The organism is Aeoliella straminimaris (assembly GCF_024054565.1).
GTDB lineage: Bacteria > Planctomycetota > Planctomycetia > Pirellulales > Lacipirellulaceae > Aeoliella > Aeoliella straminimaris.
Genome location: NZ_JAMXLR010000017.1, coordinates 1 through 13,224, shown reverse-complemented (window position 1 = coordinate 13,224; position 13,224 = coordinate 1). Strand labels below are relative to the sequence as shown.

At 60.4% G+C, this 13,224-nt stretch carries 15 protein-coding genes and 1 tRNA gene; 7 read left to right on the top strand and 9 right to left on the bottom strand.

Features of this window, described 5'->3' with window-relative positions; all coding sequences use genetic code 11:
- Positions 1-41: 41 nt before the first annotated feature.
- From NG895_RS04055 to NG895_RS04035, 5 genes are all read right to left on the bottom strand, one after another.
- Positions 42-1,805, bottom strand: a complete 1,764-nt coding sequence (locus NG895_RS04055) for a flagellar basal body P-ring protein FlgI (protein ID WP_252851171.1) — start codon at positions 1,803-1,805, stop codon at positions 42-44.
- A 220-nt stretch (positions 1,806-2,025) separates the two neighbouring features.
- A complete protein-coding gene (gene yidD, locus NG895_RS04050) occupies positions 2,026-2,235 on the bottom strand; it encodes a membrane protein insertion efficiency factor YidD (protein WP_252851170.1) in 210 nt (69 codons plus the stop codon).
- 49 nt (positions 2,236-2,284) lie between these two features.
- On the bottom strand, positions 2,285-2,617 hold the full coding sequence (rnpA, locus tag NG895_RS04045; protein WP_252851169.1) for a ribonuclease P protein component: 333 nt from the start codon (positions 2,615-2,617) through the stop codon (positions 2,285-2,287).
- Positions 2,618-2,675: 58 nt separating this feature from the next.
- Positions 2,676-2,999 carry a hypothetical protein gene (locus tag NG895_RS04040; protein WP_252851168.1) on the bottom strand — a complete coding sequence of 108 codons (324 nt, stop codon included), beginning with the start codon at positions 2,997-2,999 and terminating at the stop codon, positions 2,676-2,678.
- Positions 2,993-3,964 (bottom strand): DnaJ C-terminal domain-containing protein, encoded by a 972-nt coding sequence (locus NG895_RS04035; RefSeq protein WP_252851167.1) that lies wholly within the window; start codon positions 3,962-3,964, stop codon positions 2,993-2,995. Before NG895_RS04035 ends, NG895_RS04040 begins: the two co-directional genes overlap by 7 nt.
- Before the next feature lie 119 nt (positions 3,965-4,083).
- Here NG895_RS04035 and NG895_RS04030 point away from each other — a divergent pair, with 119 nt between their 5' ends.
- The 3 genes from NG895_RS04030 to NG895_RS04020 all read left to right on the top strand — a co-directional run bounded on the left by NG895_RS04030 (position 4,084) and on the right by NG895_RS04020 (position 8,277).
- Complete coding sequence (locus NG895_RS04030) at positions 4,084-5,619, top strand: CehA/McbA family metallohydrolase domain-containing protein (protein WP_252851166.1); 1,536 nt, start codon at positions 4,084-4,086, stop codon at positions 5,617-5,619.
- A 138-nt stretch (positions 5,620-5,757) separates the two neighbouring features.
- Entirely contained in the window at positions 5,758-6,729 is a 972-nt protein-coding gene (locus NG895_RS04025; RefSeq protein WP_252851165.1) for a lipase family protein, read from the top strand.
- A 90-nt stretch (positions 6,730-6,819) separates the two neighbouring features.
- Positions 6,820-8,277, top strand: a complete 1,458-nt coding sequence (locus NG895_RS04020; RefSeq protein ID WP_252851164.1) for an oxidoreductase — start codon at positions 6,820-6,822, stop codon at positions 8,275-8,277.
- Positions 8,278-8,793: 516 nt separating this feature from the next.
- On the opposite strand, the gene NG895_RS04015 is transcribed toward NG895_RS04020, so the two are convergent.
- Together NG895_RS04015 and NG895_RS04010 are read right to left on the bottom strand one after the other, a co-directional pair.
- Positions 8,794-9,132: a histidine triad nucleotide-binding protein gene (locus tag NG895_RS04015; RefSeq protein WP_252851163.1), complete on the bottom strand. Its 339-nt coding sequence runs from the start codon at positions 9,130-9,132 to the stop codon at positions 8,794-8,796.
- Positions 9,133-9,171: 39 nt separating this feature from the next.
- Positions 9,172-9,441 (bottom strand): Trm112 family protein, encoded by a 270-nt coding sequence (locus tag NG895_RS04010; protein WP_252851162.1) that lies wholly within the window; start codon positions 9,439-9,441, stop codon positions 9,172-9,174.
- 494 nt (positions 9,442-9,935) lie between these two features.
- Between NG895_RS04010 and NG895_RS04005 the strand changes: the two genes are divergently transcribed.
- Positions 9,936-10,562, top strand: a complete 627-nt coding sequence (locus NG895_RS04005) for a hypothetical protein (protein ID WP_252851161.1) — start codon at positions 9,936-9,938, stop codon at positions 10,560-10,562.
- Between the two features lie 87 nt (positions 10,563-10,649).
- Here the strand turns inward: NG895_RS04005 and NG895_RS04000 are convergent, their stop codons facing one another.
- A complete protein-coding gene (locus NG895_RS04000) occupies positions 10,650-10,946 on the bottom strand; it encodes a hypothetical protein (RefSeq protein ID WP_252851160.1) in 297 nt (98 codons plus the stop codon).
- Between the two features lie 294 nt (positions 10,947-11,240).
- On the opposite strand from NG895_RS04000, the gene NG895_RS03995 reads away from it, so the two are divergent.
- A tRNA-Ser gene (locus tag NG895_RS03995) sits at positions 11,241-11,322 on the top strand.
- A 224-nt stretch (positions 11,323-11,546) separates the two neighbouring features.
- On the opposite strand, the gene NG895_RS03990 is transcribed toward NG895_RS03995, so the two are convergent.
- On the bottom strand, positions 11,547-11,963 hold the full coding sequence (locus NG895_RS03990; RefSeq protein ID WP_252851159.1) for a hypothetical protein: 417 nt from the start codon (positions 11,961-11,963) through the stop codon (positions 11,547-11,549).
- 63 nt (positions 11,964-12,026) lie between these two features.
- On the opposite strand from NG895_RS03990, the gene NG895_RS03985 reads away from it, so the two are divergent.
- Together NG895_RS03985 and rhuM are read left to right on the top strand one after the other, a co-directional pair.
- A complete protein-coding gene (locus NG895_RS03985; protein ID WP_252851158.1) occupies positions 12,027-12,386 on the top strand; it encodes an N-6 DNA methylase in 360 nt (119 codons plus the stop codon).
- Positions 12,387-12,411: 25 nt separating this feature from the next.
- Positions 12,412-13,224: RhuM family protein (gene rhuM, locus NG895_RS03980; RefSeq protein WP_252851157.1), on the top strand; the 813-nt coding region annotated here is incomplete at its 3' end.

Here is a 13,224-nt window from a genome sequence, read left to right as displayed (position 1 = left end):
GCAGTCATTGATCGGCGGGCTCGCTGGCGGTGTCAGGTTTCCTATCGCGATTTGCGGCCAAACAGATCGGGGAGAGGTGTGGCCAGGTCGAAGGTGCTTTCTTCTTCCTGTGTTTCGCCTTCCTTCACGTCTTCAGGGCGGGAGTACTTGCGACCCGATTGTGGCAGGGCGTCTACTCGCATTCGCGACTTCAGCGCGCCTTGCTTGTTGGCTTCCTGCAAGGCCTGCACCACGTCGGGGTAGTTGCCACCCAGTTCGACGATGGCCCGAATCAGCTCGTCAACTTCTGGCTGGATCACCCGGCGATCGGCTTCGCTGCCAGTGCGGAACCGGCTGACGACCAATTCCTGTCCTTGCATGCCGTTGATCAAGACGCCGGTACCGGCATCGACCAGCAACGGCAGCTTCAGCGAAGGCTGCTTGCCGAATAGCACAATTTCAGGTCGGTGGCTGTTGGTCACGTGGATCATCGGTGGCCCTTCGACGTTCAGTTGATGCAGCGTGAAGTTGCCATTCATGTTCTCGCCGGCCACCAGCGGATCGTGCGGGTTCATGGCCCACAGCGAACGGAAGGCGCCGTATCGGGTTTCGGCGCTGTCGACCGACAGCAAGCCGTGCAATGCATCGAAAGCCGCCAGGTCGTCCATCGCACTCAGGGCGGCCATGGCGTTAACACGGAAGGCGGGTTCGTCGCGGGCGACTTGCGCCAGCACTTCCACGGCCGCAGTTTCGTCCAGGTAGGCCAGCGACTCCGCGGCATAGAAGCGGACTTCGGTATCGGACGACAAGATTGCCTGCAACAGAATCTCCTTTGCCTGGTCATCGCCAATGGCTTCGAGTTGTAGTGCCGCCGAAGCCGCCGTAAGCGGATTGGCGATCTGTTCACGGAGCAATTCGACGCGTTCTTGTTGTTCGCGGCCGGTTTCTATCACAGCCAGGCTTTGCAGCACGCGCATGTAGCGTCCCACGTTATCCTTGTACCGCGGATGCACGGCAATCTCGATCAGCTCGTCGTTCTTGGCATTGGCCACACCACGCTTGTGGCCATCGATTCGCATGTAGAAGCGGTCGTTGACACTCTTGCCGATCTGGGCGGCCAGATGAACTGATTTGTAGCGATCGTCGATTACCAGACCCATGGGACGCGACTTGGCCGCTACACCACCGCCGAGAATGCGGCCCCGCGTCGCGTAGGTGCCGTCTTCCTCGTTGGCGCTGGGGTCAACCAGAATGGCTCCTTCGGCTACGCCCAGCACATGGCCTTGGCGAATCTGACCACCCAGCACGGCCAGTTCGGTGAGTCGTGCCGAGAGCAGCCAGCCACCGCGGAGGCTGGTGGTTTCGCTCTTGCTCGGAACGCGGACTTCGACGTCGAAACGATCGCCTTCCTGAATGCCGGGGCGAAGCATACCGCGAATCAGCACCAGGGCCGTATCCGGTGAGGCGAGCACCTTCTCGGGGTTTTCTACCCGCATGCGATTCATTTCCGCCATCATGGCTGCCCGCTGCGGCGTGGGAGGGGGATCTTCGCCGGTGCCCGACAGGCCAGTGACCATCGACAGGGCCTCGACCTTTACGTAGTCCAATCCAAACGGATGGGTGAACTTCGAGATCAGATCGGGTGTATCGTCGTCGGCCAGTTCTTTGAGCGTCTTCTTTTCTTCCGGCTTACTGCGCCCCGGCAAACCGGGCAGTGTGATCAGGCTCATGCAGCCAACCATCGTGCTGAGGGTGGCAAGCGCGGCGCACACCGAGAGGCTGCGCATCAGAGAAGAACGATACGATAAGCTGGCTCGTCGCGTCATGCTGGGAGCTCCATCGGGCGATGTCTTTCGCCCACACTGGCGTAAACGGTAGGGGACCAGCCTTTCGCGCTTCCTGCGCGCAAACCTGGCCCCAGGAAAAATCTGGCCTGGGGAGAGTAGCTAGGCCAACCGAGGGGGTCAAGGCGATGTTTGAAAAGTACTTGAAATCGCCAGCCGTGCTAGCACCGACGGCGATCGAACCTCGCCCCTGGTGCCGCCGCTACGGAGGGTCGTATCCGCCGGGATGCCAGGGATGACAGCGGGCAATGCGCTTCACGCCCCGCCAACTGCCACGGATGGCGCCGTACTTCTTAACTGCCTGAATGAAGTACTCGCTGCACGAGGGCTGAAACCGGCAATGTGGCCCAATCAGTGGACTGACGCACTTCTGATATACGCGCACCATCGCTACCAGAATGAATTCGGGCACTCGTGCTAGCAGTCGCAGTAGGTTCACGATTCGACGAGATGCCCAGCGGCTATCTCTTCCGACGGGTGAGGGCTTGCAGCGACTCGCTCAGCGACTCGAGCGTCGGCGTGTGCTTGGGGCGAGGCAGGCAGATGATATCTGCCGCCGGCAGGTCGTGCTGGTTCAAGCGAAACGCCTCGCGCAAGAGCCGCTTCCAGCGGTTGCGTACCACCGCGTTGCCGACCTTGCGTGACACGACCAGCCCTAGGCGGGGATGGCCCAGGCCGTTGGGCAGTGTGTATACGACCAATCGATTGTCGCCCCGGCTCTTCCGCGCCGCAAATACCCGATCGAATTGTTCCGAACTGAGCAAATGATGCGATTTGGGAAAAGTGTGGGACACAGGCCAACTGCGGGTGGTACGAGGGGAGGGCAGTAATGCACGAACGTGGGCCGAAGTGTTACGCCTTGGTCTCACCATCACCGGGGCGATTGACGATGGTTTCGTCGCTGCGGAATTCGCCCCCACGCACTCTTGGTCGTTGGGGATAGGTGTCGAGCGTGACGTCCGACTGCCGACCGGCCCGCTTGGGGCGCTGCGGCCTGCGCTGGCGCGCCCAGCGCGCCCCGAGCATGACAATGACGATCAACAGTACCCCCAGCAGCGACAATCCCACCAGAGCCAGGATAACGGCAGCCCGACGATCGGGGTCGAGTCGCTCCAGGGCGGTTTGCTTGGTTTCGTCGGCTAGCAGGATCGGTATTTGTGCAAACAGATTCACCATCGGAGATCAGAGCGGGGATTCCGCGTGTCGTTCTTCGCCACGGAGACCAGTTGGCTCTTCTGTTCGTCGGTCAAATTGTCGGGCAGGACAATCTGCACTTCGGCGTACAGGTCGCCAGGATCGCCGTTGGCTGGTTTTACCCCTTGGCCGCGCAGTCGTAGTTTCTTGCCGCCAGAAGTACCAGGCGGAATGGTCACGGCCACCGTGCCATGCGGTGTGGGCACATCGATCTTTGCCCCTTCGATGGCCTCGGCCAGCGTGATGGGCACCATCACATCGAGCCGTTTTCCATTGCGAGTGAAATACGGGTGCGACGCAACGCGCACCGTAATCAGGATGTCGCCCGACGGCCCGCCGTAGTGACTCTCCTCGCCCTGGCCTTTCAGGCGGATCTTCTTGCCATCGTCGATACCGGCGGGAACTTTGACGGAGATGGTTTCGTTCTTGCCATTTCCCCGGCGAAGCGACACGGAGGCCTCGCCCCCTTTGACGGCCGTGTTGAAGGGCACCGTGAGCTCGTATTCCAGATCGGCGCCGCGCTGTTGCTGGCGGGGCGGAGCCTGCGTGCCGCCGCGGCCGCCGCCAAAATGTTTGAACAAATCGGCGAAACCGCCGGCACCTGCACCGCCCTGAGCGCCAGCGCCAAACAGGTCGTTGATATCAAACTCGACATGACTGCCACCCGCCCCGCCACTCGGCCATCCCTGCGGCCGGGGCCCAGCCCCGCCGGGGCCGCCCCCCATCGATTCGAAGCCGGCGCCGTAGCGATCGAACATCTTCCGCTTCTTCTCGTCGCCCAGTACGTCGAACGCGGACTGCACTTCCTGGAACTTCTTCTTGGCCGTTTCGTCGTCGGGGTTCAGATCGGGATGGTACTTACGGGCAAGCTGCCGGTACGCCTTGCTGATCTCCTCGTGGGACGCCTTACGGTCGACGCCTAGGGTTTGGTAGGGATCAGTTGGCATAGTGCTAGATATCGGCATGTCGGAAAGGGGCTGGTTTGTGGACTCCTAATTCTAACCGGTTCTCCGGCGTTTTGTAGAACGCCCGGAAACGCGTCTGTGGGGCATGCTAAACTTGAGGCATGATGTTCTATGCAACAATTGGGCGGATGGTTCTGATTGCAGCGATTATGCTGGCCCCGGCCGCGGTGTGGGCCGCCGATGGCGAGCTTCGCCTGCAGGCGATCGATAGCAAAACCGGGCAGCCGATACCGGTACGCGTCGAGCTGCCAAATTCCCGCGGCCGCCCGATGCGGCTGAAAAAGGTCGGCACCGCCGAGCTGGGCGACCATTTCTACCTTTCCGGCACGGCCACGCTCGGCCTGCGGCGGGGCGATTATGTGTTCAAGATGGACGCCGGACCGGAATACCGTACCCAGAACGGCAGTTTCACCATCGACCGCTATGCCGACGACGACAAGAGCGTCGAGATGCGGCGGTTTGCCGACCTGGCGGCCGAAGGCTGGTTTGCCGGCGATCTCGACTCGCAGCGTTCGTCGCGCGATCTGCCCATCGTGGCGGCCACCGAGGGTATTTCTTACGCACCTTCCACGGCCTGGACTTTCGATGGCAAGAAATGGACCAAGTCGCACTTTCTGGTTCTCGAGTCCGTCGACGACCAAGTTCCTCTGGCTGCCGGCCGCACACTGGGGCCCTACACTACACGAGTGGAATTGGCCGGTGGCACTTTGCTGCTGGTGAGCGACGAGTTGCTGGAAGAGCCACCGCTAGAGCTTGCAGCCGGCGTCACATCGCTAGAAGTGATTCACCAGGCGCGGGAGGCGGGCCTGCATGTGGTGGCAGCAACACCTACGGCGTGGGAGTATCCCCTGTGGGTGGCCAGCGGGGAGTTGGATGGTGTCTGTCTTCTCACCTCGCAGAGCGAATGGAAGCGCATCGTCGATAAAGACCCGCAGGGCAGGCCGCGAGACAAGAGCTTCTATCCCGGCAAGTCTGGCCTGGTGCTGTGGGGCGAGGACATTTACTTCCACACCATCAACTGCGGTGTCGAGCTATCGCCACTGGCCGGCAGTGGATCGGGCGCGAACGAAAGTCCTCTGGGTATAAACTGCACCTATGCGCACCTGCCGAATGCTTTTACGCCCGCAGCGTGGTGGGATGCTGTGGACCATGGTGCGGTGGTAGTTACCAACGGACCGTTGTTGCGTCCGAGTGTAAGCGGAGAACCTCCTGGCACGAAGTTTCGCCTGGACGATGGCCAGACGCTGGACTTTCAAATCGCCCTGAACATGGCGAGCCGACAAAGGGTAGAGTATTTGGAGATCCTGAAGAATGGCCAGGTCGACGTCGAGGTCCGGCTGTCGGACTGGGTGTCGAAGGGCGGCAAGCTGCCGCCGGTGTCGTTCGACTCCAGTGGCTGGTTCGCCGTGCGGGCGAAGACCAACACGGTCGACAAACGCGAATTTGCCCTCACCGCGCCTTACTACGTGGAGTCGACTGCCGGCCCCCGTATCAGCCGCAAGTCGGTAGAGTTCTTCCTGTCCTGGCTCGACGAATTGGAATCGCGCAGCGACGATTCAAGAAGCTGCACCACCGACGAAGTGGCCACCGCGCGTGAGCTCTTTCGCGGGTTGTCTGCCAAGTCTAAAGCCGAATAGCCTCTCTAAACCGCCCAGTTGGACCGCCATCCTCAGCTTGAGGAGCGTCGTTTGAGCAGTTAAAATCAAGCGGTTTGCCGGCCGCTTGATGGGTCGCCGGCTGCATGTGGTTCAACTGCAGGCAAGGGCACCACGAACATGGCAAGCGGCGTAAACAACACCAAACGCGACGGACCCCAGCGGGACGACGCGAACACTTTTACGCTGCGTTCGGTCGTTACAGGGCCGATCGCCGAGATGAGCCTGCTTCGCCAGTCGCTATTGTTCGCCGAGCTGTCGTATATCTCGTATATGTCGCGGGGCGAAGCCGGCGTGTTTGCCAACGAGATGGGACTGGACGACGTGCGGTTTTACGATCGCGATGGCGCCCAGGCCTACGTGTTTGGTAACGAGCACGACGCCGTGGTGGTGTGCCGCGGAACCGAGCCCACCGAATGGAACGACATCCAGGCCGATCTCGACGCCGTGGCCGCCGTGGCCGAAACGGTGGGGCACGTCCATCGCGGGTTCAAACGCGAAGTGGACGATCTGTGGCCTCGGCTCGAGCAGGCCCTGCTTAGCAACGAGCGACCACTGTGGTTCGCCGGGCATTCGCTCGGCGGGGCCATGGCTGCCATCTGTGCGGGCCGCTGCAAGCTGTCGCACATTGCCTCGAATCCGTGCGGCCTGTTCACCTATGGTTCACCTCGCGTCGGCGACCATCGCTACGTGAACTACGTCCGGCTCGACTACTATCGTTGGGTAAACAACAACGACATCGTGCCCCGCGTACCGCCGCGGTGGATGGGGTACCGGCACGCCGGCAAGGAGGTTTACCTCGACAATCGAGGGCAGGTACGCAACCTGCGTGGCTTCTGGCGGTTCCGCGATCGAGTGCGGGGCTTTCTGAAAGGGCTCGCGCGGTTTCGTATCGATCACTTTTCCGATCACAATCTGGTGGGCTACATCGAAGGCATTTGGCGGGCCATCGAGCAGGAGGAACCAGCCCACGACCGTGAGAATCTGGCGGAACTACGTCAGCAACGCCGTGCCAGCTCGATCCCTCATCCCCACTTCGTCGACCACAAGCACGCGAAAGAGCACGCCGTCGACGCACCAAAGCAACATTAGGTACTCCGTATCCAGAAGCGGTCGAGGAGGGCGGCCGCGTGCTCCAGGTTGCGTGCAGCAAACTACAACTTTTGAAGGTATTCACAGGCCATGTCCGACTCGACCGCTAAGTCATATACCCGCGTTGCCAAACTCCGTACGCCCGAAGACTTTCTCGCTCATCTTGCCTCACTGGGCGTGGAGATGCCGTTTGATGCGGAGCTCGAGTCGGGGCCCGACTCTCCCATGGGGGCGTCGTTGGAAGTAGCGGGGCGGAAGATTGGCAACCGGTTCTGCATTCTCCCCATGGAAGGTTGGGATGGCGAGACGAATGGCAATCCCACCGAACTCACCCGTCGGCGGTGGGAGAATTTTGGTCTCAGTGGCGCCAAGCTCATCTGGGGTGGCGAAGCAGTGGCCGTCACGCACGAAGGCCGTGCCAACCCCAATCAGGTGTGGATGAACGACGGCAGTGCCCAGGGTATCTCCGACCTGCGAACCCACCTGGTCGAGACGCACGCCGAGCATTGTGGTTCGACCGACGATCTGCTGGTGGGTCTGCAGCTGACGCACTCCGGCCGCTTTGCACGGCCAAACGACAAGAAGCGGCTCGAGCCCAAGGTGCTGTATCGCCACCCGGTGCTCGACAAAAAGTTCGGCATGGAGCAGACGCTGCACATCATGACCGACGACGAGATCGAAGCCCTGATCGATCGGTTCGTCGAAGTCGGCGCGATGGCCGCCGACATGGGGTATGACTTTGTCGACCTGAAGCACTGCCACGGTTACCTGGGGCATGAGTTCCTCAGTGCGTTCGATCGGCCCGGACCGTTCGGAGGCAGCTTCGAAAACCGCACCCGATTTCTCCGCGAACTCGTAACTCGTCTGCGAGCCAAGCGTCCGGAACTGCTGCTGGGTGTGCGGGTGAGTGCCGTTGACTGGCCGCCGTTCAAGCCGGGCGACGACGGGGCAGGGGTCCCGCAGTTCGAAGAGGATGGCAAGTACCATCACGCCTTTGGCGGGGACCAGACCGGTCTGGATGTCGACCTGGCCGAGCCGATTGCGTTTCTCAAGCTGTTGGAAGAACTCGATGTACCGCTGGTTTGCATCTCGGTCGGCAGCCCCTACTACAACCCTCACTTCCAGCGGCCGGCGTTGTTCCCTCCGTCGGATGGCTACTCACCCCCCGAGGACCCGCTGGTCGGCGTCGCGCGGCAGATTGCCATCACCGCGAAGTTGAAGGAAGCTTGTCCCAACTCGGTGGTTGTCGGCTCGGGCTACACCTACCTGCAGCAGTGGCTGCCGAACGTGGGCCAAGCCGCTGTGCGCCAGGGCAAGACCGACTTTGTAGGTTTGGGCCGCATGGTGCTGAGCTATCCCGAGATGCCCGCCGACGTGCTGGCCGGCCGCCCACTGGCGAACAAAAAGATCTGCCGCACCTTCAGCGACTGTACTACTGCTCCCAGAAACGGACTAGTCTCGGGCTGCTATCCCCTCGATCCAGTCTACAAATCGATGCCCGAATACCAGCAGCTGGCGGACATCAAGAGCGAGATCAAGAAGGGTTGAGTGGAGAGTTCTCAGCAGAGAGCGATCTATCCACTCCTCAGCCAATAGCCGCGGAGCTACGTCTCCGCGGAAAAGAAACTTGCTTTCTTCTGGTAAGAAACGACTACGTCGAAAAGCAATCGATGCCGCAAGTAAATCAATCTGAATTTGCTCGTCGATGTGTGGCTGGCTGCAGTAACTCGTTTTATTCGCTAAGACGAACGACTTGTTGTGGATCGTTTGCAGTCGAAGACCAAGAACTCGGACAGCTCTATTTCGACCCTGCAGACTTAAGCAAGTACATCAGCTTGCTTTGCGATCCAAGATCCGAACCGTCAATTGTTTGTCCAGTTTGCAGTGCCGAGGATTGGGAGCTTGTCCCCGTGGATAACTATCGCGTATTGCCTAGCGAGTGGCTCTGGGCCGTAGAGGCTGAATAACAACGAAACATGACTGTGCTGAAGTCACGCAGTTTCCGACGAGATGTAGCTCCTCGGCTGCTCGGCATTGGTCATTGACAATTCGTCATTGGTCATTTCAACCCGGTGGCCACTTCAAGCTTCGTCCGCCCAGGATGTGAAAGTGCAAATGGTCGACCGACTGCCCGCCGTCGCGACCGCAGTTCACGACCACGCGATAGCCATCGCCGAGGTTGAGCTCCTTGGCCAGGTTGCGGATCACCATCCACATGTGGCCCACCAGTGCTTCATCGTCGTCGGCCACCTCGTCGAGTGAAGCGATCTCCTTCTTGGGAATCACCAGCACGTGCGTCGGCGCCTGGGGGGCGACGTCGTGGAACGCCAGGCACTGGTCGTCCTCGTACATGATGTTGGCGGGGATTTCCTTGTCGATGATCTTTTTGAAGATGGTGGACATGATTCAAAAGCTGAAAGCGAAAGGAGGAAGGCGGAGATGTTACGATTCAGCAGCAGCAAACTGCCCTATCGCGATGGCGGAGCCGGGCACCAGGGCCGGAATGCCACCCTGCACCGGATACACCCAGCCCGACGCGGGACAGACGATCGCGGCCTCGGGCACCTTGGTCACCAGGTCGCCATCGCGGTCGACAACCGCGGCTGCCTCGACCGATCGCTGCAGCCTCGCTAGCTTGTCGTCCGCCAGCCACTCGAGCTGGCCACCCGAGACGGGGCAGCGGAGCAACAGAAGTGGCAGGTCGTGCTTCATGCTAGCGGAAACTCATGCGGTATTGGCCAACGATTACCGATAGGCTGACCGATCGGGCTGGAAACCGCAAGTCGCCATCGGCCCAGCTCCCGGTGGGAAAGAAATCCGTCGCGGATTCTCGCGGATCGCAGCGGATGGACACGGATCGGACCGACTCTAATCAAACACGAGTCCGACCTAGCTTAGCTGGCAGTGGATGAGTTGCCGGTACCCGGGTTGGTGCCTGGTTCCTCCAAATCCGTGCACATCTGCCAAAATCCGCACAGGTCCGCGACTAGTTTTCCCATGCCGCTAACCCGTTAACGGCTAACGGTTTGTCTAACGTCTACTTGTACTTGGTAGGAATCCGACCCAGTTGGCGGCTAATGAGCCACCATGTTGAGGGCCGATACTCCAAAGGATGTATATTACTCGCGGGCGGCTAACGGAACGGCCGCCCCGCATGTAGAGAAGCTTCTCCCCATAACTCGATATCCACGGAGGGAAATCGGGCCATGTGCTACCGGAACAGAACAGTCGCTCTCGCTTCGCTTTGTCTGGCCACGCTTACTGCCACGGCTAGCAGCCAGACCACCCAGCAAATCGTCAAAGACGCCAATGGCGTCACCTGGCAGGAGACCAAAACCGTCACCCAGCGGATGGTACCGACCACCGAGTATCAGACCCGCCAGGAACAGGTCTACACGCCACAGGTTTCTACTACCTATCAGTCGTACCAGCAGAACTACCTGACGCCCGTCACCGAGTACCGCTGGGTGTCGCGCCGCCGCGGGGTGTTGAATCCCTTCGTGCAGCCCTATTGGGCGCACCAACTCGAGCCGTTCACTCGCTGGGAGAACCGCCCGGCCACAGTGCAGGTGCCGGTTACCAACACGCAATGGGTCGCCGGTACGCGGACCGTTTCTTCACCGGTGGTCACCTACAAAGCAGTGCCCCAGGAGACGATCAACCGCGTGGTTGTTTCCGGGACTCCTGCAACCACAACTCCCAGTGTCGCACCGAGCACCCAGCCGGCCACCGCCATTGCCAGTCGCCCGCTTGGTGGTACCCAGATGCAGAGCGATCCGCCTCGCACGGGAATGGGCTGGGTTTCGCCTAGCACACCCGGTCGTTATCGCTAAACACCCGGTGTTTGGAGCAACCTGCTGATTTCCTAACGGGGTGCGGGGTCGCCAACTTCGACCTTCGCCACCCCGTTTTTTTGCGGACTACTCGGCAGTGGTGCGTCGGCGTCGGCGACGGCTTTTGGGCGTGGCCGAGGCGCTCCACTCCTTGGTGAGCGTCTCAAACACCTCGGGCGATTCGTACCGCACGATACCCTTTGCTTCGGGCATTGGACCGATCAGGCCGCGAAACACCGGCATGCCGCGCAGGGCAAGGTCCGTGCTGCAGTCGTCGATGCCGATCTGCGTATGCATTTTCAGCACCGATTCGGTGTGGGTGTAGTCTTTCGAGCGGATTTCGCCATTGCTACCGCGGGTGACGATGCGGATCGTAGGTTCCATGCGGGGAGGCTCTTGCTGGGGACAACGGGAGGGAGTGGTCGGATAGAATGTTTATCGGTCACTTCCTGCTAGCAAGCTCAGCAGCGGCGAACCTGCCTGCCGTGAGGCGAGTCATTCGGTAATCCGGCAGATTCATCCTGCCGCGCATGGCCGGTACATCCGGCGCGCTGAGCGTGGTTTGCTGCGGGAATTGCCGATTTTACGGCCGCGGATGCCTCGCTTGCCTCGGCCTGTAAGCGCCGGTAAACTTGCAGGTCTAGCGAGTTTCACCGGGCGTCCGGCGGAACGAGCCCTGGAGGGTATGCGAATGGCTAGCAGACTGATTCGAAATCAGTTGCCCCGCAAGGGGTTGAGGGTTCGAGTCCCTTGCCCTCCGCTTCTGCTTCTCATCGCACCGAGCTGCACTGCGTTGCGTTAACTCTTGTCCGCTCTGGACTTGCGGCGATTGCCTCTCGCTCTGTTAGTGGCCTGCAATGCCATCCGCGCCTTGCACCTCACTGCATGAAGTTGCACCCGATCGCTTCCTGCGTGCTGCGCCAGAAGCTGCGCAATCGTCGGTCCCAGTCAGACGCAAAGTCCGCGGCAGGTCATCTTTGCCGCTCACCATCGCCCCCAGACGATCAGCGGACTCAACCTCCTGGCCCGGCAGCAGGCGTAGTGCTTGTGCTCCTTGTTGATCTCTTCGATGTCGATCGCCATTTCAAAAGGCGTTGGCTCTCCGCTCTTTGGTAGTGACGGCGATGGCACTGTGGCCACGGGCGCAGTTTGGCCGGATGGCTTCGGTGAGTTGCCGGGGCCTCGTTTCGAGTTCTCCCGCAAGCGGTGCAACCAGCCCCCATTGCCACGCTGGTTGTCGCTTTCGATACGCATGTACACAACGGCATCGGGATCGCCCTGGGGACCAGTGGCACTACACCAGTCGGGCTTCTCGCAAATGGGACAGCGGTGCGATTTGCTGACTTCGTACCATTCGGCGTCACTGTTGTTGTCCGCCTGGAAGTTGTGGGGTAAACTCATAGCGTCAAACCTCGATCGGCGCGCGTCCGGCCGGTTCGGTCGGGCGCCGTCGTAAGAGTCAAAATGGTGGACCGGTTGGGAGTCGAACCCAACGGTTCAAGATGTCAAACCTCGATCGGCAGCCACTGCCTGGCCCGTGAATGGGGCACGTACCACGCCTGGAAGGCTGGCAAAGCTTACGAGGACATCGCCGGCTTCTGTAAATCGACGAAGCTCGACGAGATCAAGTCACACGGCTACGTTCTTACGCCCGGTCGGTACGTCGGCGCCGCCGAAGTGGAGGAGGACGACGAACCGTTCGCCGAGAAGATGCAGCGGCTCACCACTGAGCTGGGCGAGCAGTTTGCCGAGAGCGCGAAGCTAGAGGCGGCGATTCGGGAGAATCTGAATTCGCTGGGGTTTGCCGCGAAGTCCTGGCTTTGAATGGTGCGAGTTGTAAGGAGCAGCAATGGCTGAGAACCTACCGACCCCCTCCGAGGGCGACTTCCTGTTCTACGCCACCGAGGATGGCAATACCCGGGTGCGGCTAATGGTCGAGGGCCAGACCGTCTGGATGCCGCAGAAGGCCATTGCCGAACTGTTCGAGACGACCGTTGCGAACATCAATACTCATATCCGCAACCTCTTGGCAGAAAACGAGTTAGAGGAAGGATCAGTTATTAAGGATTACTTCATAACTGCCGCAGACGGCAAGTCGTACCAGACCAAGCATTACAACCTCGACATGATCCTGGCCATTGGCTACCGAGTCCGCAGTCCCCGCGGCACCCAATTCCGGCGGTGGGCCACCAAGACGCTGCGGGAGTACCTGGTCAAGGGGTTCGTGCTCGATGACGAGCGGCTCAAGGCGGCGGAAACAACCTTCGGCCAAGACCACTTCGATGAGTTGCTCGAACGGATTCGCGATATTCGCGCGTCCGAGCGACGGTTCTATCAGAAGATCACCGACATCTACGCCACCAGCAGTGACTACGACGCGAAGGCCGAAGTTTCGCAAGAGTTCTTTGCCACGGTGCAGAACAAACTGGAGTGGGCATTCACCGGTATGAAGGCCGCCGAACTCATCCGGAGCCGCGCCGACGCGTCGCAGGACAACATGGGGCTCACCACCTGGAAGAACGCTCCCAACGGTAAGATTCGTAAGACCGACGTGACGGTGGCCAAGAACTATCTTAGAACGTGTTTTAAAAATTCATTTTTCCGCCATGGCCAGCCGTTTGGACATGAGGCTGATCATGGCGATGTAGGTTATTGCTTCGCT